This is a genomic window from Variovorax ginsengisoli, assembly GCF_030486595.1.
Taxonomy (GTDB): Bacteria; Pseudomonadota; Gammaproteobacteria; order Burkholderiales; family Burkholderiaceae_C; genus Variovorax; species Variovorax ginsengisoli_B.
This window is the reverse complement of the sequence record NZ_JAUJZH010000031.1, coordinates 1-20,098: the sequence shown is the minus strand read 5'-3', so window position 1 is coordinate 20,098 and position 20,098 is coordinate 1. Positions and strand designations below refer to the sequence as shown.

Sequence of the window (20,098 nt, the reverse complement as noted above, 5' to 3'; positions counted from 1 at the left end):
AAAGTTGTGCACCACCAAGTTCAGCGTCCCAAGAGTTGCCGGGCTAGCCTGAGCATCGGATGCCAGATGAACCGGGTCGACCTGAATATCGCGTGGCGCTGCGCAAAACCGCGCAACCCGAAAGACGCCGATGCTCGCGGCGGCGCCCCTGATGCCGGCGCAGTCGACGCGCCGACCTCCGCCTCACCCAACGCGTGCTGGTACTTTCCGGCATATAGCGCCTCGCTGCGCGTCAGGATAAAGCGGACCAGATCTGCCTCAGCGTTCTCCCACGCGGCTCGGCCCGCCACGACGCCGTCCCTGGCCTGTGACCCTAGCTTCTCCACAGTCGAAAAATCCAGCGGCTGCGGATCGCGGGCTTCGTAGAGTAAGCCGTTAAGGCCTGGAATGATGTATTCGTTCATGGTGCCATGGTTGGGGGCCACGACGCACTGGCCTCGACCCATCGCCTCCAAAAAAGACTGCCCGATGCCCTCCTCCAACCGGGGCGCGAAGAAGACGTTCGCACGCTCCATCACAGCATCGAGATCGGCCTTGTTCTCGAACCAGGTCGAGGTCGTGATGTGATGCCTGGCGATGTCCTCGGCCGAGGGATCTTCAGGCGCAGGCGTGCCCGGATCCACGGCCAAGTGGATGTGGAAGCTGTCAAAAGCGGTGTTGCCGATCAATCGGCGGATGACCCGCCACGGCAACTCCGGCTCTCGACGCAACCAGAAGAAGCCATGAAGGCCTTGGCGCGCAGGTGCAGGCCGTGCAATAACCGGCTGGTAATAGCGCACGAAGTGGCTCACGATGCCGAACCCGCTCGTCATGCAGTGGACGGCGTTCGAGAAGTTCAGGACCTTCGAGCCCTGGAACGGCTCCCAGAACGCAGACAGGTTATAGACCGGCCCCTGCCACAGCCCGAACTGATCCAACATGGGAACGTATACGATGTTCGGGTGCGACTGCCGAAATTGCGGACGATCCGGCGCACAGTACGACTGGAACATGATCACGACGTCGTGCAATCGTACATCCGCCCACGCTACCGGTGGGCCACCTTGCCAAGCATCGTCCCAGAACAGATCGACGCTATGGCCGTGCCGGCGCAGGATCTCCGGCAAAAATGCTGTCGATCGGGTGGTGCGATGGAACGAATGATCGAGGTACGCGATGCGGGCCATGGCGCTACCTTCTCAGAACCGTTGAATAGAGCCCTTTGACCATCGCGTACGCGCCGGGATGGCGCCGCAGGGACGCCTTGACGGCTTCCTTGACCGCACCCTTGACCGTTTGCTTGCGCTCCTCGGCGACGGGCAAGGCAGCGGGCTGGATATCGCAGGGGTGTTGAAGTCTTTCGATCGACGCCCAGCCTAGCGCATAGAGGAACTCGGTGTTGGCCGAATGCCTTGCGAACACATCCCTGAGGAATGCAGTTCGATCGGAAGGAGGATTGGGCAGATCGGTCAGTCCGGCGAACAAGAAAAAGCAGTGATAGAGCCCGGTGATGTCGGTCGGCGACAGGAATGGGAAGCGCTCTGCGACCACTCTCATGCATTCGACACTATGCTGTCGAACGTCTCCTGACGTTCCGCCGAGCGAATAGTTGACCGTCACCTCCCGCGTGTACACAAAGGTCACATCGACCTCCATGCAGGTCATGATCCACTTGAAGTCGGCGACGATCTTGTACGAGACGTCATACGGACCGGTGCGTTCATAGGCCGCCCTGGTGGCATAGATTCCGTTGTGGCAGTCGTTGGCGCACATGAAATAGCAGCCTGGATGCACGAACGCCGGGTACCATTCCTGGCTCACATTGCCCCCCCGCACGTTGGCCGCAGTCAGCAACATCGCGCAACCGCTGCTGTCGCCCATGCGATGAACGGCGATCTCGGCGGCATCGGGCTCGAGCCAGTCGTCGGAATTCAGGATGCAGATGAGTTGTCCGCGCGCGAGCGGGATGGCCTTATTGACGGCATCGTAGAGACCCTTGTCCGGCTCCGAGACAAAATAGTCGAGCCGGTCGCCGTATTGAAGGATCAGGTCGAGCGTGCCATCGGTCGACCCACCGTCGAGGACAATGTGCTCCACATTGGCGTACGTCTGCCGTTGCACGCTTTCGATCGTTCGCGCCAAGGTTTTCGTGTTGTTGCGAACCACGGTGACGTAGCTCACCAGAGGGCGGTCCGGCGCCCCGGTCTTGAAGACGCCACCCGCCCGCAAACCTCCTTCGACGCGAGTCGAGCCCGATGCGAGGGGAAGAGCATCGGTCCAACGGGGCCAATCGGAGCGTCGGGCCGCAGCGGGCACATCGGCCAGCCGAGGGAAATGCGGGCCGTGGCTCCCATTTTGGTAGTCGATGAAGTTGGCTTCGACGATACCGTCGGAGCGCATGTATCTGGCGGCCTGCGCACCAGGCAACAACGCGCGGCGCCGACGATTGTTCGGCCGTTCGACATGGCGCAGGTAGGCTGCGCACAAAGTGTCGATGACGATCTCCGCACAGCGTTCCCAACTGAACAAGCGAGCCTGCTGCAGGCCGGCCTCGGAGAGTTCGGCACGATAGTCCTCGGACTCCTCCATCCGACGAATTGTGCCGGCTACACCCGCCACGTCGTCCGCGTCCACCATCGCGCCCGCCCGGCCTACGACCTCCGGGAGCGAGGAATTGTCGGAACAGATCACCGGCGTGCCGCAGGCCATGGCCTCCAGCGGAGGCAATCCGAAACCTTCATAGCGGGACAGATAAACGAAGCACAGAGCATCGCTGTAGAGCGCCGACAAGTGGGCGTCCTCGACAAAGCCGGTGAGGACGATGCGGTGGCTCCACTTGTCTGCCGCCGCCAGGGCCTCCTGTAGCTGCTCGAGCTTCCAGCCTGACATCCCCGACAGCACGAGGTGTAATCGGCTCGACTCGTTTTGTTCGAGGTGGAGAACAAAAGCATTGACAACCTGGTCGAGGTTCTTGCGTATCTCCAGCGTTGCGAGGCTGAGGACGTACGGAACGCCTGGCGGGATCCCGTACTTTGCCCGCACTGCCTGCTTCAGGCTCGCATCGCCGCAAGGCTTGAAAGACGGCCCCGCTGCCAGCGGGATGACCGTGACCTGCCTCGGGCTCAGGTCCGGCCTGCACGCCAGCAGGTCCTTCTTCGTGGACTCAGAGATGGCGAACACCACCGTGTGCTCGTCGAGGCTGTCAACGATGTTTCGCACCTCTGCGGCGGCCTCGACCGAAAAGAACTCCGGCCGTTGGATGCCGATCAGGTCGTAGATCAGATGCGCCTGAAGTACTCCCGAATCGAGTAGCCAGGGAGACGGCGCGACGCCGAACGGCGACAGCAGAATGTCGGCGGACGCCGACGGCAGTTCACCATCGCCTGCCAGGCGCTGCGCAGGAAGCCGCTTCTGTGCCATGTAGCCGGCTGCCCTGGCTTCATCTCCATCACGATAGAAGAGCCGGGTATCCAGCTTCTCCGAACGCGCCAGGATGGGAAACAATTCGTCACAAACGCGGTAGATGCCCGTTCTTACGCCCTGTGCCAGCACGTACATGTCCAGCGCAAGGCGCGGCTTCGGATGATTCATTGTTCGATTCAGATTGAGTTTCCCAGATGGATGCCCGACAAGCTGAGGTCGCGCTGGCCCCCGGCGTGTCCGCACTCTTGCGGAGTGCCTGTGAACAACCACGGCTCCTTCCTGAGGGCCGGCCCACGGCCGCATTCGCTTCGTTTGCTATCGAAAAGCCCCATTCGGAATGGATTTCATCTTGACCGCATCTTCACGGTCGCCGGATGCGACCCAAAAACTTTCACCGGCCGCTTGCCGGCGGCGCCCGCCGCCTCTCAATCCAGGATTTCCGAAGCTTGGGATTTTAGGGGGAACCGCCTCATGGCCGACGGCACGGCGCGCCCGCGCTGGCGTCTTTCCGGGGGTGCTTACGTGTCAACTTTCAGAGCCACTGATCCTTTACGGCAAAATCGAGCACTTTGCGCTTTGCCGACTGAAGCCGGTAGAGCCGCTACGACGGTCAATCAAGAAAGGGGCTTTCATGAAAAAACGTGCAGTGGTCACAGGCATCACCGGCCAAGACGGGGCTTATCTTGCCGAGTTGCTGCTTAGCAAGGGCTACATCGTTTACGGAACCTATCGCCGTACCAGCTCCGTCAACTTCTGGCGCATCGAAGAACTTGGCATCCAGGACAACCCAGATCTGCACTTGATCGAGTACGACCTGACGGATCTCGGAAGCTCGATGTCGCTAATGAAGGAAGCAGCCCCGGACGAGGTCTACAACCTCGCCGCCCAAAGTTTCGTCGGCGTCAGCTTCAACCAGCCCGACGCCACGGCGCAAATCACCGGAATGGGCGCATTGCACCTGCTTGAAGCGATTCGCATGACCAATTCGAAGATTCGCTTCTACCAGGCCTCCACTTCCGAAATGTTCGGCAAGGTGCAGGCGATCCCCCAGGTCGAGGAAACCCCTTTCTACCCGCGCAGCCCCTACGGCGTCGCCAAGCTGTTCGCGCACTGGATGACGATCAACTACCGCGAAAGCTACGACATCTTCGGTTGCAGCGGTATCCTGTTCAATCATGAAAGCCCCCTGCGCGGCCGTGAGTTCGTAACCCGCAAGATCACCGACGCCGTCGCCAAGATCAAGCTCAACAAGCTCGATGTACTCGAATTGGGCAACCTGAGCGCCAAGCGGGACTGGGGCTTCGCGAAGGAGTACGTGGAAGGCATGTGGCTGATGCTGCAGGCGAAGGAAGCTGACAGTTTCGTGCTTGCCACCAATCGGACCGAAACCGTCAGAGAATTCGTGGACATGGCCTTCAAGGCCGCCGGCTACGAGTTGCGCTTCGAGGGCGAGGAACAGGAAGAAGTCGGCATCGACATCAAGACGGGCAAGACGCTGGTACGCGTCAATCCCAAGTTCTACCGACCCGCCGAGGTGGACCTGCTGATTGGCAATCCCGCCCGGGCCAAGGAGAAACTGGGCTGGGAGCCGAAGACCACGCTAGAGCAGCTTTGCACGATGATGGTCGAGGCGGATCTGCGACGGAACGCCGAAGGGCGCTCGTTCTAGAAAGTCCATGACTGTCAGCCGCAAGCCGCGCGTTTCCCGCGGCTTCATATAATTTCCCGCTTCCTGTGTTGGAGCCCCTGCGACAAGAGTCGCCGCCCGCACCGACCGTATTTCGCTTGTAGTCAGTATCCATGCACGCCACGAAGAAAATTGAGAGAGCCGGCGTGGACATTCGCGTTGCGCTCTCTTCGAAAGCGAAGATACTTTCGACACATCTCGATGCAACGGGCGGCCACGCGCCGAAGAACGATGCGGCCGCCTCGCCACCTGCGGCCGCGACCGGGTTCGATCTGGCAGTCAAGAGGACACTGCGCCCATTGGCGCGGCTTCTTTTCAAGCTCATCAAGCCGATCCTTCGCCCCCTGGCGTTCCGGCTCCGCGCCCATTTGCACGGCACTTTGCAGGTCGAAGCCCAGCAGCTTCGCCAGAGCCTCGCCGAGGAGCTCGAAGCACACAAGCAATTACAGCTGGAAGCCATCGAACGGCTCCTCACGGTCCACACTACCCAGCTCGTGCAAGAAATCCAAGCCATGCGAGTCGCTGCACGGCGCACGTCATCCATCGCTGCGCCGGATGTTGTCATGACCGAGCGGGTCGCAGTGCGACTCGATCGCCTCGAAGCCCAGGCGCAGAGGGCACTATATCGGCTCGCCGTCGCCTGCGGCCCCGACGAATTGATGCTGCGTACCGCAGTCGGCTACGTGCTCTGCCAAGCCTCGGACTACGCGCTGATTTCATCGCTGCTGGAAAACGGCGAGCTTGAGCCGGGCACGCGCATGCTGATACAAAAGCTGCTCCGGCCGGGCGACACCTTCGTCGATGCCGGCGCCAATATCGGCATGCACACCCTGGCGGCCGCCAGGGCCATGCAGGGAACGGGACGCATCGTGGCGTTCGAGCCGCACCCCGTGACGCATGACCTGTTGCGCAAATCCATCTGGATGAACGGCTTCTCGGATTTGGTCGAGACACGTCAGGCAGCGGTGTCCGATCGGGCCGGGGCAGAGCATCTCTACCTCGGCTCGACCAGCGGCCATCACTCGCTGTACCCACTCGAGTTGAAATTGACGGTACCGCCGCCCCTGGAAGTGCCACTGCTGCGAATCGACGACATCCTGGACGAATCGGGCAAGGTCGACCTGATGAAGTTTGACGTCGAGGGCGCCGAGCTTGAGGCCCTGCGAGGCGCGAAGGCGACGATCGAGCGGAACCCAGGGCTCGCCTTGATCGTCGAGTTCGGCATCTCTCACCTGCGCAGGACCGGGCATGGAACCGCGCAATGGCTGGGGGAATTCGAAAAGTTCGGCTTCGCCTTCAGCGTCATCGATCCCAGCGACGGCACGCTTCGCGACGCGTCGGTCGAAGAGCTCGAAAGCAACGTTTCAGTCAATCTCTTTCTTGCCCGTCCGGGCGCCATGGCCTGGCATCGGGCGCGGGGAACCGCGTGAGCCAGAGCGTCGTCATTGTCGGGGCAGGCGGACACGCGAAGGTCTGCATCGAACTCTTGCGCGCCACAGGCGTGCCTGTCGCCTGCTGCATCGGCGGCGCCGACTCCAAAGAATTCTGCCTCGACGTCGCCGTCCTCAAGGGGGACCATCACCTCGCCACGCTGCGCGAGCGAGGGCACGAACTCGCATTCGTCGCCATCGGCTCGAACGCGCTGCGCCAACGCTTGGCTGCAACCGTCCGGGCATTGGGCTTCAACCTCGTCAATGCCATCAGCCCGAACGCAGTCGTGTCGCACAGTGCCCGCCTCGGCACCGGCATTGCGATCATGGCCGGCGCAGTCATCAACGCCGACGCCACGATTGGTGACTTGTCCATCATCAATACCTTGGCGAGCGTCGACCACGACGGCACCATCGGCGAAGCCGTGCACATCGCGCCCCACTGTGGCCTGGCGGGCAACGTCCATGTCGCCACGCGCGCGTTCCTTGGCGTCGGGTGCAAGGTCCTTCCCGGTGTCTTCATCGGAGCTGACGCCGTCGCTGGGGCGGGTTCGGTCATCATCTCAAACGTGGCGCCAAACGCCAGAATCGTCGGCGTGCCGGCCAAGAACCTCAAAGAAAGAACATAGACAACATGAAACGCATCTCCGTCGCCGAACCCAAACTCGCGGGCAACGAACGCAAGTACGTCCTCGATTGCCTGGACACCAACTGGATCTCGTCCAACGGCAAATACATTGGCGCATTCGAGGCTGCCTTCGCCTCCTTTTGCGGCGTGAAGCACGCCGTGGCGGCCAACAACGGAACGACCGCGCTCCATCTCGCCCTTGTGGCCCTTGGCCTAGGCCCCGGCGATGAAGTGATCATCCCTACAGTGACCTACATCGCGACTGCGAATGCGGTGCGCTATTGCGGCGCGACGCCCGTGCTGGTGGACGTGTGTGCCGACACCATGAACATCGATCCAAAGCAGGTCGAGCAAAAGATCACGCCGCGCACCCGCGGCATCATCCCGGTCCATCTCTATGGTCATCCGGCGGACATGGTGCCGCTTTCGGCGATCGCACGAAAGCACGGGCTCTGGGTCCTCGAGGATGCCGCGGAGGCGCATGGGGCCGAAGTGAACGGTCGGCGGGTCGGAAGCCTGACGGATTGCGCAACCTTCAGCTTCTTCGGCAACAAGATCGTCACCACCGGCGAAGGCGGCATGGTAACGACCAACGACGACGAGCTGGCCGCCAAACTGCGCCTCTATCGAGGCCAAGGTGTCGATCCCCAGCGGCGCTACTGGTTCCCGGTAATCGGCTACAACTACCGCATGACGAACATCCAGGCTGCGATCGGCCTGGCTCAGATGGAGACGATCGACGCCGCGCTGCAGGACCGACAGGCATTGGCGAAGCTGTACAACGAAGCCCTGAGCCCACTGAAGGACCTGCTGGTTCTGCCTGAAGCGCAACCCGGCATGCGCCACGTCTACTGGATGTACACCGTCTTTCTGCGCGATGGCGATGAACAGAAGCGTGACGCCGTCATGCGCGCCCTCGACGAGCTCGGCATCGAAACCAGGCCGGTGTTCTACCCGATGCACGTGCTGCCTCCATACAAGGAAGACGCCGTCTATCCGGTGGCGGATCAATGGGCCCAGCGTGGAATCAACCTGCCGACGCATCAGTTCATGGGTCGGGAAGACGTTGATCGTGTTGCCGCAAGTCTCTCGCAAGCCCTCGCTCAATGAGAATTGCGCTTTGCTCTTCATTCGTTCCATTCATCAACGGCGGATACCGGAACATCGTTGAATGGCTCGAATCGATGCTCCGCGACGCGGGACACGAGGTGGAGCGCGTCTATCTTCCCGAGGTGGACACACCCGGGTTGCTCTTTCAACAGATGGCCGCCTTTCGCTATATTGACCTTAGCGCAGCAGAGCGGGTCATCTGCTTTAGGCCGCAGTCCCACCTGATCCAGCACCCGCACAAGATCGTCTGGTTCATTCATCACCTGCGTGTCTTCTACGATCTGTGGGACAGCAGTTACCGCAACTTCCCGGATGATGCGAAGCACCGCGGAATTCGCGATGCGCTGCGCGCGGCGGACACCGCCGCATTGCGCGAGGCCCGGCATGTTTTCTCGAACTCGCAGGTGGTGTCGGACCGGCTCGAGCGCTACAACGGGTTGAAGAGCGAGCCCCTGTTTCCGCCAGTGCTCAATCCAGAGCGCTTTCATCATCGTTCAATGAACGACGAGATCGTCTGCATCTGCCGTCTCGAAGACCACAAGCGGCAGCATCTGCTGATCGAGGCCCTCAAATACTGCCGGACGCCTGTACGGCTTCGACTCTGTGGGTTGAGTGGCGGCGCTGCTTACTTCGACTTGTTGCGTCAACTGGCCCAAGACCATGGCGTCACGGGGCGCGTCACGATGGATCATCGCTGGATCAGCGAGGAAGAAAAGGCTGACTTCCTGGCCGATTGCCTTGCGGCCGCCTACATTCCCGTCGACGAAGACTCCTACGGCTATCCGACCATCGAGGCGGCGCACGCGAGCAAGTCTATTCTCACGACCACCGACTCGGGCGGTCCACTCGAATTCGTCGTCCACGAGGTCAACGGCTTGATCACCCCGCCCCAACCTGAAGCCCTGGGCGAGGCCATGGACCGGCTCTACGAGAACAGGGCCGATTCGCGGCGAATGGGTGCCAACGCCAACACTCGGGTCGGCGAGCTGAACATCAGCTGGTCGCACGTGCTCGAAAGGCTGCTGGCGTGAAGGTTCTCGTCGTTAACAACATGGCGCCCTTCGTGTCGGGCGGAGCCGAGTCCATGGCGGCTCATCTCAAGACCAACCTTGAAATTGCAGGCCACGAAGCGGAGGTGCTTCGCATCCCGTTCCAATGGGAGCCGGCAACGCGCATACCCTCGCAGATGCTGATGGCGCGCAGCTTCGAATTGCAGAACGTCGACCACGTCATAGCGCTCAAGTTTCCTGCCTACCTCATTCCGCATCCGCGCAAGAGCCTGTGGCTCGTGCATCAATACCGCCAGGCCTACGACCTGTACGACGCCGGCCATACCAATCTGCCCGAAGGCCAGATGGGAATCGACCTCCGAATTCTGATCAGAAACGCGGACAACGAATGCTTCCGCGGCGCGCGGCGCATCTTCGCGATCTCGGATGTGACGCAGAAGCGACTTAAGCACTACAACGGCTTTTCGTCAGAAGTGCTGCGCGCGCCAATCAACGATCCCGAAATATTTACGGGCGGCCCATCAAAGGGTTACATCTTCGCGGGCGGCCGCGTGAACGCGGCGAAACGCCAGCACTTGTTGCTGGAAGCGATGGCAAACACGTCAAAGGAAGTGCGGCTGGTCATCGCTGGCCCGCCGGATTCGGCGGACGATGCCGCGAGGCTCCAAGAAATCGCCGAGCGACTCGGCGTGCAGGATCGCGTGCGGCTCGATCTGCGTTTCATGACCCGGACGGAGTACGCGGACTACCTCAACGGCGCCGCGGCGGTGGCCTCGCTGCCTTTCGACGAGGAGTCCTTCAGCTATGTTGCCATGGAGGCAGCGACCGCGAAGAAGGCCTTGATCAGTACGACCGACAGCGGAGGTGTTCTCGGGCTTGCAAAGAACAGAACAACGGGATGGGTCGCCGAGCCCCATGCGGACGCCCTGGCGGAAGCGATGAGTGCCGTCTATGCAGATCAGAAACGGACGCGAGAATTCGGATTGGCCGCGAAGGCTCGCTGGCTAAGCCACAACATCAACTGGCCCACGACCGTTCAGGCGCTCCTGTCATGAACATCGTTATCTTCAGTCCTCTCGCCACGACTTCCGCCATCGGTCGCGTCACGACACTCATCGTGCGAGCCCTGTTCAAACTTGGTCACTCGGCTGTTGTCGTGCGCACCGAACAAGAGCCCGCGCTTGGGGTTCCGGCCCATGACTGCGAAACCGAAGTGTTGTCGTGGACCGACGCCGGAGGCGTTGAACTAGCAGTTCGGGACGCGGACGCACTCTTCTACCAAATAGGGAACAACTACACATATCACTGCGGCGCTCTGCATTGGCTTCGAAAGCTGCCGGGCATCGTATGCCTGCACGACTTCCTGATTGCCCATCTTTTTGCCGAATGGGCGCACGGTCGCCGTCACGAGGCCGAGGCGGTGCTTCGGAACTGGTACGGCGACGAAGCTGCTGTCGCTTTTTTCAACGCCAGGTCTGACAGCGAGTTCATGGACCTTGCGAGCCGCCGTTACCCGATGACCGAGTGGATCTGCTCCCAAGCTTCGGCTGTCATCTCGCACAGCCACTGGGGCATGCCACGCGTTGCAGCGTCGTGCGCCGGGCCACTTAAGGTGCTGGCGCTACCCTATGACGCGCCGGGCGCCGCGCGATGCTCTGCGCGCGCCCAGGACGGCCATGCTCGAATGACGATCCTGACGGTAGGCCATGCCAATCCGAACAAACGCATCGACAGCGTCATCCGAGCTATCGGCTCCAGCGAGATGCTCGCCCGCGCCGTCACGTACCGACTCTGCGGGCGAATCGAGGCCGGTATGGCCGCTGATCTGGCCGCGCTGGCAAAAGCGAAGGGCGTCGATCTGGTCATTTCCGGCGAGACCACCGATGACGTCTTGCAGGAGGCAATGCTCGACGCCGATATCGTCTGCTGCCTGCGTTGGCCGAGTTTCGAATCCGCATCGGCCACCACCATAGAGGGTCTCCTTTATGGAAAGGCCGTGGTCGTGACCGACGCCGCCTTCTACCGAGAAATTCCAGACGATTGCGTGTACAAGATCTCGCCGTACGACGAGGTCGCGGAGCTCAGTCTCGCACTGGAAGAACTGATCACGGACAGTGACCAGCGGCTTGCGATGGCGCACCGCGGCCAAGCCTGGGCAGAGCGGACCTTCGATGCCGAACTTTATGTGGCCCAGTTGTCCGATCTGGCGCGGCTGGCAACTGCGGCCCAGCCAGTGCTTGCCATGGCACAAACCCTGATCGACCACCTTCGCGGCTGGGGCGCCTCCGAGGAGATCATGACCTCCGATCAGATCTCCCGTCCCCTGACGATCTTTGGCAACACGCACTCATCCGAATCCGAGACACCACCCAGCGCGACTGCGGCGCCGACGCACCACGACGCCGACAACCGGACCCAACCATCATGATTCCTCTTTTTTCCGCCAGCGCAGTGAATGCAGGCATCGATCTCGAAGGCGCGGCGCAACGCGTGCTACGAAGCCACTGGTATGTACTTGGCGAAGAGGTCAAGGCGTTCGAGCGCGAGTTCGCCCAGTACACCGGTACGACCGAATGCGTCTCGCTTGCCAACGGCACTGACGCGCTTGAACTGGCTTTGCGCGCGCTCGGCGTTACCACTGGTGATCGCGTCGCTTGCGTTGCGAACGCAGGCTTCTATGGCAGCACCGCCATCCATGCAGTCGGCGCCACGCCGGTCTACGTCGACATACAGCCAGAGACGCAGAACATGGCTGCGGACTCGCTGGCGTACGCGCTCGAGCGCAAGCCCAAGGCGGTGATCGTCACTCACCTCTATGGCCAGATGGCGGACATCGACGTCCTGAAGCGCTTGACGCACGACGCGGGCGCGAAGCTGATCGAAGATTGCGCGCAAGCGCACGGCGCAATGCGCGACGGCCGCCGTGTGGGCAGTTTCGGCGACATCGCCTGCTTCAGCTTCTATCCAACCAAGAATCTCGGCGCCATCGGCGACGGCGGCGCGGTCACTTGCGACGACGCAGCGCTGGCGGACCGTGTGAGGACACTGCGCCAGTATGGATGGTCCGCCAAGTACCACGTTGGCACGCCGGGAGGCCGCAACAGCCGCCTCGACGAACTGCAGGCGGCCGTGCTGCGCGCCAAACTGCCACACCTCGATGCGGGCAACCGCCAGCGCCGCGCCATCGCCGCTCGCTACAACGCGGCCTTCCAGGGCCTGCCGATCGGGCTTCCGCCCTCGATTGGCGACGATTACGTCGGTCACCTGTACGTGGTGCGCTGCAAGGAGCGCGAGGCCTTCAGGGCGCACCTGAGCGCACAGGGGGTGAGCACCGATGTTCACTACCCGGTGCCTGATCACCTGCAGGCCGCTTATCCCGCCGTCTCTGCGGCCGGCTCGCTCGATGCGAGCGAAGCCGCGAGCCGCGAAGTCGTCACCCTACCCTGCTTCCCCGGCCTGGCCGATGCAGATGTGGCCGCGGTTGTCGCTGCCGTTGGCTCGTTCTTCAATCGCTGAGCCCGACATGCTCACGCTCGTCATCCCGGTCTATCGCAACGAAGCATCGATCCCGGACCTTCTCGACGCGGTCGCGGGCCTGCACCGGGACCTCCAAGGGCAGATGGAGGCTGTGTTCGTCATCGACGGCAGCCCCGACCGCTGCTTCGAACTGCTGCGCGACGCACTGCCGGGGCGCCCCTTCCCGTCGAAGCTGGCATTGCTCACCCGCAACTTCGGTTCGTTCCCTGCCATCCGCGCCGGACTCGCGCTTGTCGAGAGCGATCGCTACGCGGTCATGGCGGCCGATCTGCAGGAGCCGCCTGAACTGGTGCTGCAAATGGATCAAGCGCTGCGCAATGAGCCTGTCGACGTGGTCGTGGCCACGCGCGAGGGACGGGAAGATCCGTTATCAAGCCGACTCCCAGCGCAAATCTTCTGGTGGCTCTACCGCAAGTACGTGATACCTGAAATGCCTCCCGGCGGCGTGGACGTCTTCGGATGCAACCGCGCGTTCCGGGACAGCTTGCTACGTCTGGACGAACGTCACAGTTCACTGGTCGCACAAATCTTCTGGCTGGGTTTCAGGCGCAAGCTGATCTGCTACTCGCGCCGCTTGAGGCAACACGGCAAGTCCGCCTGGACCTTCAAGAAGAAGCTCAACTATCTGATGGACAGCGTCTTCTCGTTCACGGACCTGCCAATCCGCCTGCTTGTGCGCGTTGGCGGCACCACGGCCATGCTGGCCGGACTGCTCGGCATCGTGGTGACGATCGGAAAGCTGATGGGCCTGATCTCGGTGCCGGGCTACGCCATGACCATCCTGACCATCGTCTTCCTCGGCGCAGTGAACTTGTTCGGGCTCGGCATCGTCGGTTCCTACGCATGGCGGATCTACGAAAACACCAAGGGCCGCCCTCACACCGTGACGCTTCGCGTCGATGAATTCAACAGGAACGTCTAGCATGGACTTCTTCACCCACCCCAATGCGCTTTGCGAAAGCGCCACGATCGGTTCAGGCACGCGTGTTTGGGCCTTTGCACATGTCCTGCCCCGGGCCCGCATCGGTATCGACTGCAACATCTGCGATCACGTCTTCATCGAGAACGACGTCATCATCGGCGACCGCGTCACCGTCAAATGTGGCGTGCAGGTCTGGGACGGTGTGCACCTCGAGGATGATGTCTTCGTCGGTCCGAACGTCACATTTACGAACGACATCTTTCCGAGGAGCAAGCAGTACCCCGAGTCCTTCGGCCGCACCGTCGTGCAGTCGGGCGCGTCGCTGGGAGCGAACTCCACGATCCTTCCTGGCATCACGATTGGCCGCAATGCGATGGTCGGCGCGGGCGCGGTCGTGACACGGTCGGTGCCGCCCAACGCGATCGTGGTGGGCAACCCAGCACGCATCACTGGCTACGTGGATGCGGCGCCCTACACGGAACCCGCAGCAGACGCCCGGGGGGCCAGGGAGCCAGGCGTGACAAAGACCTCGATCGAAGGCGTGACGCTGCACGCGCTGCGCGCGGTGCCGGACATGCGCGGCAGCCTCTCTGTCGGCGAATTCGAGCGCGAGATCCCGTTCAAGCCGCTGCGTTATTTCCTGGTCTACGACGTGCCCACGGCCGAAACTCGCGGCGAGCATGCGCACCGCAAATGCCACCAGTTCCTGATCGCGGTCAAGGGCCAGGTCAGCGTGGTGGCCGACGACGGCGTCAAGCGCGAGGAGTTCAGACTCGACAAGCCGTCGGCGGGCATCTACCTGCCACCGATGACCTGGGGCATTCAGTACCGTTACTCGCCGGATGCTGTGTTACTGGTATTTGCGTCCGACTACTACGACGGCGCCGACTACATACGCGACCACGCCGATTTCCTACGGCTCAAGCTCGGCGATGCGCCTAAAGCCTGACACTCCACCAATAGCGCTGAATCGCATGGCGTCGCCTTTCGTACGATTCCTGATCTCGGGGGGTGTCAACACCGGCGGTACCTACCTGCTGTACCTGATGCTGCTCCAGTTTTTGCCGTACTGGCAGAGCTACGCCATCGCCTTTGTCGCGGGCATCGGACTAGCCTATGCGCTCAATCGTTTCTTCGTCTTCGGTACGCCGCGCAACGAAAAGAAGGCGGCGATGCTGCCGCTCGTGTACCTGGCGCAGTACCTGGTCGGCGCGCTGATCGTATTCGTGTGGGTCGAAGTGCTGCGCCTGCCGGCGATGCTCGCGCCACTGTCGAGTATTGCGATCACTATCCCATTGACCTTTGCGGCCAGTCGCTGGCTGTTCCGCTAGCGAACCGGGAGCCCGGAGTCACGACTCATGAATCTGAAGAGAATTTCCTGGCTAGGCTGGGCGCTGCCGTCGGCGGCAGTGGTCCTCCTGCTGTGGCTCCCCTTCGGTTTCAGCCTGCACGGGCTGATCGAGGAATGGGACGTGCTGGGCACGTTCACGATTTCGGGCCCGGTGCTCTTCGTGACCCCGCATTCGTTCTTCGAGGTGCATCGGCTACGGCCACTCACGGTGTTTCCTCACGCCCTTGGTTACCTCCTCGATCGCGATTCGTTCGACGCCTGGCACTGGATCATGATGGCGATGCTGGTGCTGAAAGGCGCCGCCTCGTCCTACCTTGGCACCCGCATCACGCGCTCACCGCGGTGGGGCGTGTGCTTCGGACTGCTGGTGCTGTTGTACCCCGCGGACACGATGCAGCTATCTTTTCGGGGCCTGCACATCAACGCGGCACTGGCGATGGTTCTGCTTGGTGCAGCGCTGCTCGTGCATGCCCAGGATCGGCGCCCCGGCGTGGGACGCTGGCTCGTTGTCGCACTGGGCGCGGCAAGCCTGGTCGCCGCCCAGTTGATGTACGAGGTCGCGTTCACTCTGGTCCTTTTTCCGCTGCTGGTTCTGTGGTGTCGCGACGGATTCGGGCTCGCCTGGCAAAAGCTGCGCGTCCAATCGCTACCCACGCTGGGCTGGATAGTGGCGGCCCTGTTGTATGCCGGCTACGTGGTCTGGGCCTCGTCCAAGGGCGGCCAGTCGTACCAGCAGTCGCTCACGGACGGCCATTCACCTGTAGACATCCTGCGCGCGGCGCTGCCAAAGCTCTTTCAGATCGGAATGCTTCGCGCGTTCGTCGGCGGGTGGTTCGACGCCTGGGGCATAGCGAAGACGGAATTCGCAGGGCGAGCCTATCTTTTCGCCTTCGGACTGATCAGCTCCCTTCTGGTCCTTGCGTGGCCACGGTGCGAACCGCAATCCACAGAGGCCGTGCGGCCGGCACACGACCTGAGCTGGGCCCACCTCGGCCGTATGGTGCTCGCTGGCCTAGTTCTCTTCGTGCTCGGCTACGGGCCCTATCTGTTCTCCGGAGCGCACGTGCTCATCAGCCAGCGCACCTACCTGTTTGCTGCACCAGGCGCCGCGCTCGTGGTGCTTGTGTTGCTTATCGCGTTAAGTCGCGCGTGGAGGCCGCTGGCAGGCGCCGCGATTCTGGGCTTCATGACGCTGGGAGCGGCCGCCCAGCTCTACCAGTTTCAGCACTACGTCCAGATTTCCGAAGCGCAGCGAAAGATCCTGCGAGTGATCGTCGAAAATTTCGACGGCGAGGCGGGGGCCAAGAGCCTGCTGATTCTAGATGGCTCGAATCGCCTGTCTCATACCTGGTTCCTGCGCGACAACCTTCACCTTGCGCTCACCTACCTCTATGACAGACCCGTCAATCCGCCCGAGATTTGCCTGATGCCGAGCGGTGAGCGACAGCGGCTCGATGCGCTCGGTCGCGCGGGACGCTGCATTGAGGAAGCCGACCGATGGGTCTTCCAGAATGCAGCGGCCGTGCCCGGCGTCACGGCGTCGCCGCAATCCGCCAAGGCGATCGCCAAGTCGGACCTGATCACGCTGCGCATCCAGGCGGACGGTAGCGTCGTGCCTGACCCTGCGCTGGATGCCTATCGCGCCCAGCTTGCGACGGCAGATACACCGTCCGCGCGGCGCTACCGTGGCATCCTGCGTCCCGAAGTTGGGGGACTGCATCTTGGCCTTTTCGCGTCCCCCGAGAACGCAGACAGCTACCGCTGGGACTTCGGCCGATGGTGGAGCCTGGAAGTGCCGACACGCGGCAACGGATGGCGCGAGGCAGAATGGAAGATCGGCCGGTTGCACCATGATGCTTCTGCCTGGAAGACGCAGAAGAAATCGAGTCTGCTCTTCGAGTTGAGCCCGAAGGCCGCGCCCTATGCGCTGAGCGGGACGTTCACCGCGATCGTCAGCCCCGCGATCAAGGACAGCATCCAACTGCGGCTGAACGGGACGGATGTGCCGATTCACTGGATGTCGGAGCTAGAGTTCTTCGCAAGTGTTCCGCCGCTCGTATTACGCAAAGGCACTAACACGCTCGAAATCAATTCGGCGACCGACCCCGGCTATTACGACCTTTCGGCTCAATTGAGCGACTTCGCTATCGGTCCTCTCCGATAGCAGGACGCCGACATTCATCGTCACGGCACCATGCGCCAGCTAACCCAGACTCGCAGCCACCGAACTTGAGGCGGCACGTACAAGCGAGATTTCTGCCGCAGACTCCGGTCATCACTGGGATTCAGGATTTCGCCAGCCTTCGCAAGCGCTGCGCTTTTGGAGATGCTATGTGGGACTCCCCGAGCGAGGCCCGTCTAGCTAAAACGGGATTTCCTTAACTTCTGGCAAAGGAGATGGAAATGTCGACATCCCAGACAGCCCCACAAGGCAAAGATACGGCGACCGTGGTCGACCTGTATATGAGCTTTGAGCTCGGCGACAAATCGTGGAAGTTGACCGTCAGCGATGGCCAACGCGGCGCCAGTCGATACAACGTGGAGGCCGGGGATACGGCCGCCGTTGCGCACCGAATTGGCAAAGCCCGGGAGCGATGCAAGCTCGCGCCGCAGGCCAGGGTGCACTCCTGCTACGAAGCCGGGCGTGACGGCTGGTGGCTGCACCGTTGGCTGATCGAGCAGGAGGTTGACAACGTCGTCGTCGACTCCTCGAGCATCGAGGTGAACCGGCATGCCAGGCGGGCCAAGACCGACCGACTCGATGGCGACAAGCTATTGGCGATGCTGCTGCGCCACCATCGCGGCGAGCGTGTGTGGTCGGTGGTGCATGAGCCTACGCCCGAAGACGAAGATGCTCGCCGCACACACCGCGAGTTGGGCCGGCTGAGATACCGACTGGGGCTGTGCTCAAGCCAGCCATGAGTTGATTCCAACGCCATGCGCCAGCCCACGGTGGCCGCAGGAATGCACTCATCATGATCAAAGGTCGACGCGCCCGAGACGTTCACGGGTCACTGCACGAAAGTGACCGTCCTTGGAGATGGGGCGCGTCGGGAATCGGGGGTTTGCCAGTGCGCCTCGCGCGCATTCAGCATGAGGTGTCCGGGGTATTCCCACCCCGCACGGATAGAAGTTCGTCCGAGCATTGGCTCGATGTCAGGCGACACGACAAACTGACCCCCTGGGGGTGCGACCGAATTCTTGGACTACCCTGGAGGTAGTTCATGTATTCATACGAAGACCGAATCCGAGCGGTCAAACTCTTTATCAAGCTGGGCAAGCGCGTCGGGCTGACCATCGGCCAGTTGGGCTACCCGACAAAGAACTCTCTGAAGAATTGGTACCTGGAGTACGTGCGAAGTCGCGATCTGCCTGTTGGCTACGTGCGCTCGATGCCGAAGTATTCGCACGAGCAGAAGCAGCTGGCGATCGATCACTATCTCGCTCACGGTCGCTGCATTGCTGCAACCATGAAAGCGCTGGGCTATCCGGCTCGAGGGACCCTGACAGCCTGGATTGATGAGCTTCATCCTGAATCCAGACGGCGTGTTGTTGGCAGAGCCGGCAGTATGCCTCGGCCGCCGGAATTGAAGAGGGCCGCGGTCCTTGAACTGTGCGCCCGCCAAGGAAGTGCGCGGGCGGTTGCTCACAAGCTTGGCGTGAGCAGGCCGACGTTGCACAACTGGAAGAACCAGCTCGCCGGCCCGGAGATTCCAGCATCCATGAAACACCGCAAAGATTTTCCACCAGAGCCGCAGCCCGAGCGAGCGGAGCTGGAGCGGCAGGTTGACTCGCTCCGTCGCGACATTCGGCGGCTGCAGCTCGAGCACGACCTGTCGAAGAAGGCGAGCGAAATCATAAAAAACGACCCTGGGCGTCAGCTGCAGCTCCTGACGAACCGGGAGAAGACGATGCTGGTTGACGCCCTCAAACAGACCCATGCGCTGTCAGATCTCTTGACTGAGCTTGGTCTTGCCCCCGATGGCCAGGTCAAACTGCTCCACCTGTGGCCGGGTCAAACTGCTCCAGGCAGGACGGTCGGAATTATGCCGTGGCGGGGGTCAGCGCCAGGCGCGCAGCGGCCTCCTTTAGGCGGTAACTCTTGCCTTCGAACTCGAGCATGACGGCGCGATGCATGAGACGGTCGAGGATGGTGGTCCCCATGGTCGCGTCGCCGAGGTATTTGCCCCAGTCCTGCACGACGCGGTTGGAGGTGATGACGAGACTGCGGCGCAGCTTGTAGCGCTGGTGCACGACCGTCTGGAGCAACTCGGCAGCGGCTTCGCTGATGCGGCGCGCAAGGAAGAGGTCGTCCAGTACGAGCAACGCCGGCTCGGTATAGCTGCGCAGGATCCTGGCGCGTTCGATCTGGCTGGACAGGCCGTAACGCGCGAACTCGTCGTCGGCTTCGACGTATCGCACGTCATGGCCCTGAAGGGTGGCCTAGTAGGCCACGGCCTTGGCGACGTGGCTCTTGCCGGTGCCGGGTTTGCCGATGATCAGCGCATTGGCGCCGTCGGCGATGAACTTGAGGGTGTGCAACTCGAAGCAGGCTGCCCGTGGCAGCTTCGGGTTGAATCGCCAGTCGAAGTCGGCCAGTGTCGGACGTTCGTCGAGCTTGGAGTGCTTGAAGCGCCGTTCGGTCAGGCGGGATCGGCGCCGGTCGAGCTCGTCTTGAAGCATGGCAGCGAAGGTCTCCAGGAAGGGCTGCTGAGCGGACTGTGCCTGCATCAGGCGCGTGCTCAGGGTGTCGGCGATGCCGGACAGACGCAGCTCGCGCAGGGCGCGTTCGATCTCATTCATGGTCATGGTGGGAAGTCGGTTGGGTTGCAGGGGATACGAGAGAAGACAGGGGATGCGCTGCGCTGCGGGCGAACAGGTCGGCGTACTCGTCGGCCGGCCGGATGAGCTGTCAGTGGTCTTCCAATAATCCCCATCTGTGGTCGTCGAATTTTCCTCACCCATCAACTCCAAGGAGCAAACGATGGAAGTGGAAGTACGAAGCTCGGTGATCTCGCATG

General features: G+C 62.0%; 14 protein-coding genes and 3 pseudogenes. 14 read left to right on the top strand and 3 right to left on the bottom strand.

Annotated features, from left to right (window positions below; all coding sequences use genetic code 11):
• Positions 1 to 20 precede the first annotated feature (20 nt).
• Complete coding sequence (locus QZH52_RS31070) at positions 21 to 1,166, bottom strand: glycosyltransferase (RefSeq protein WP_301814907.1); 1,146 nt, start codon at positions 1,164 to 1,166, stop codon at positions 21 to 23.
• Positions 1,167 to 1,170: 4 nt separating this feature from the next.
• Positions 1,171 to 3,570 (bottom strand): glycosyltransferase, encoded by a 2,400-nt coding sequence (locus QZH52_RS31065; RefSeq protein ID WP_301814905.1) that lies wholly within the window; start codon positions 3,568 to 3,570, stop codon positions 1,171 to 1,173.
• Between the two features lie 463 nt (positions 3,571 to 4,033).
• Here QZH52_RS31065 and gmd point away from each other — a divergent pair, with 463 nt between their 5' ends.
• From gmd to QZH52_RS30995, 14 genes and pseudogenes are all read left to right on the top strand, one after another.
• Positions 4,034 to 5,071: a GDP-mannose 4,6-dehydratase gene (gene gmd / locus QZH52_RS31060; RefSeq protein WP_301814903.1), complete on the top strand. Its 1,038-nt coding sequence runs from the start codon at positions 4,034 to 4,036 to the stop codon at positions 5,069 to 5,071.
• Positions 5,072 to 5,202: 131 nt separating this feature from the next.
• On the top strand, positions 5,203 to 6,519 hold the full coding sequence (locus tag QZH52_RS31055) for an FkbM family methyltransferase (RefSeq protein WP_301814901.1): 1,317 nt from the start codon (positions 5,203 to 5,205) through the stop codon (positions 6,517 to 6,519).
• A complete protein-coding gene (locus QZH52_RS31050; protein WP_301814900.1) occupies positions 6,516 to 7,148 on the top strand; it encodes an acetyltransferase in 633 nt (210 codons plus the stop codon). The genes QZH52_RS31055 and QZH52_RS31050 overlap by 4 nt, the downstream gene beginning before the upstream one ends.
• A 5-nt stretch (positions 7,149 to 7,153) precedes the next feature.
• On the top strand, positions 7,154 to 8,257 hold the full coding sequence (locus QZH52_RS31045) for a DegT/DnrJ/EryC1/StrS family aminotransferase (protein WP_301814898.1): 1,104 nt from the start codon (positions 7,154 to 7,156) through the stop codon (positions 8,255 to 8,257).
• Positions 8,254 to 9,288, top strand: a complete 1,035-nt coding sequence (locus tag QZH52_RS31040; protein ID WP_301814896.1) for a glycosyltransferase family 4 protein — start codon at positions 8,254 to 8,256, stop codon at positions 9,286 to 9,288. The genes QZH52_RS31045 and QZH52_RS31040 overlap by 4 nt, the downstream gene beginning before the upstream one ends.
• The gene (locus QZH52_RS31035) at positions 9,285 to 10,322 is read left to right on the top strand and encodes a glycosyltransferase family 4 protein (protein WP_301814894.1); all 1,038 of its coding nucleotides are present in this window, start codon (positions 9,285 to 9,287) and stop codon (positions 10,320 to 10,322) included. Before QZH52_RS31040 ends, QZH52_RS31035 begins: the two co-directional genes overlap by 4 nt.
• A complete protein-coding gene (locus tag QZH52_RS31030; protein WP_301814892.1) occupies positions 10,319 to 11,695 on the top strand; it encodes a glycosyltransferase family 4 protein in 1,377 nt (458 codons plus the stop codon). Before QZH52_RS31035 ends, QZH52_RS31030 begins: the two co-directional genes overlap by 4 nt.
• A complete protein-coding gene (locus QZH52_RS31025; protein ID WP_301814891.1) occupies positions 11,692 to 12,783 on the top strand; it encodes a DegT/DnrJ/EryC1/StrS family aminotransferase in 1,092 nt (363 codons plus the stop codon). The genes QZH52_RS31030 and QZH52_RS31025 overlap by 4 nt, the downstream gene beginning before the upstream one ends.
• A gap of 7 nt (positions 12,784 to 12,790) precedes the next feature.
• A complete protein-coding gene (locus tag QZH52_RS31020) occupies positions 12,791 to 13,726 on the top strand; it encodes a glycosyltransferase family 2 protein (RefSeq protein WP_301814890.1) in 936 nt (311 codons plus the stop codon).
• 1 nt (position 13,727) lies between these two features.
• Positions 13,728 to 14,675 (top strand): WxcM-like domain-containing protein, encoded by a 948-nt coding sequence (locus QZH52_RS31015; protein ID WP_301814887.1) that lies wholly within the window; start codon positions 13,728 to 13,730, stop codon positions 14,673 to 14,675.
• Between the two features lie 25 nt (positions 14,676 to 14,700).
• On the top strand, positions 14,701 to 15,057 hold the full coding sequence (locus QZH52_RS31010; RefSeq protein WP_301814885.1) for a GtrA family protein: 357 nt from the start codon (positions 14,701 to 14,703) through the stop codon (positions 15,055 to 15,057).
• Positions 15,058 to 15,084: 27 nt separating this feature from the next.
• Positions 15,085 to 17,241: a hypothetical protein gene (locus QZH52_RS31005; protein ID WP_301814883.1), complete on the top strand. Its 2,157-nt coding sequence runs from the start codon at positions 15,085 to 15,087 to the stop codon at positions 17,239 to 17,241.
• Positions 17,242 to 17,480: 239 nt separating this feature from the next.
• Positions 17,481 to 17,963: pseudogene (locus QZH52_RS31000) on the top strand (transposase); the annotation flags it as partial.
• A 338-nt stretch (positions 17,964 to 18,301) separates the two neighbouring features.
• A pseudogene (locus QZH52_RS30995) lies at positions 18,302 to 19,054 on the top strand (helix-turn-helix domain-containing protein); the annotation flags it as partial.
• 67 nt (positions 19,055 to 19,121) lie between these two features.
• Here the strand turns inward: QZH52_RS30995 and istB are convergent.
• A pseudogene (gene istB / locus QZH52_RS30990) lies at positions 19,122 to 19,886 on the bottom strand (IS21-like element helper ATPase IstB).
• Positions 19,887 to 20,098 lie beyond the last annotated feature (212 nt).

Coding starts and splice junctions, on each gene's coding strand:
- QZH52_RS31070 (WP_301814907.1), bottom strand. CDS start 1,166: ATGGCCCGCATCGCGTACCTCGATCATTCGTTCCATCGCACCACCCGA.
- QZH52_RS31065 (WP_301814905.1), bottom strand. CDS start 3,570: ATGAATCATCCGAAGCCGCGCCTTGCGCTGGACATGTACGTGCTGGCA.
- gmd (WP_301814903.1), top strand. CDS start 4,034: ATGAAAAAACGTGCAGTGGTCACAGGCATCACCGGCCAAGACGGGGCT.
- QZH52_RS31055 (WP_301814901.1), top strand. CDS start 5,203: ATGCACGCCACGAAGAAAATTGAGAGAGCCGGCGTGGACATTCGCGTT.
- QZH52_RS31045 (WP_301814898.1), top strand. CDS start 7,154: ATGAAACGCATCTCCGTCGCCGAACCCAAACTCGCGGGCAACGAACGC.
- QZH52_RS31040 (WP_301814896.1), top strand. CDS start 8,254: ATGAGAATTGCGCTTTGCTCTTCATTCGTTCCATTCATCAACGGCGGA.
- QZH52_RS31030 (WP_301814892.1), top strand. CDS start 10,319: ATGAACATCGTTATCTTCAGTCCTCTCGCCACGACTTCCGCCATCGGT.
- QZH52_RS31025 (WP_301814891.1), top strand. CDS start 11,692: ATGATTCCTCTTTTTTCCGCCAGCGCAGTGAATGCAGGCATCGATCTC.
- QZH52_RS31020 (WP_301814890.1), top strand. CDS start 12,791: ATGCTCACGCTCGTCATCCCGGTCTATCGCAACGAAGCATCGATCCCG.
- QZH52_RS31015 (WP_301814887.1), top strand. CDS start 13,728: ATGGACTTCTTCACCCACCCCAATGCGCTTTGCGAAAGCGCCACGATC.
- QZH52_RS31010 (WP_301814885.1), top strand. CDS start 14,701: ATGGCGTCGCCTTTCGTACGATTCCTGATCTCGGGGGGTGTCAACACC.
- QZH52_RS31005 (WP_301814883.1), top strand. CDS start 15,085: ATGAATCTGAAGAGAATTTCCTGGCTAGGCTGGGCGCTGCCGTCGGCG.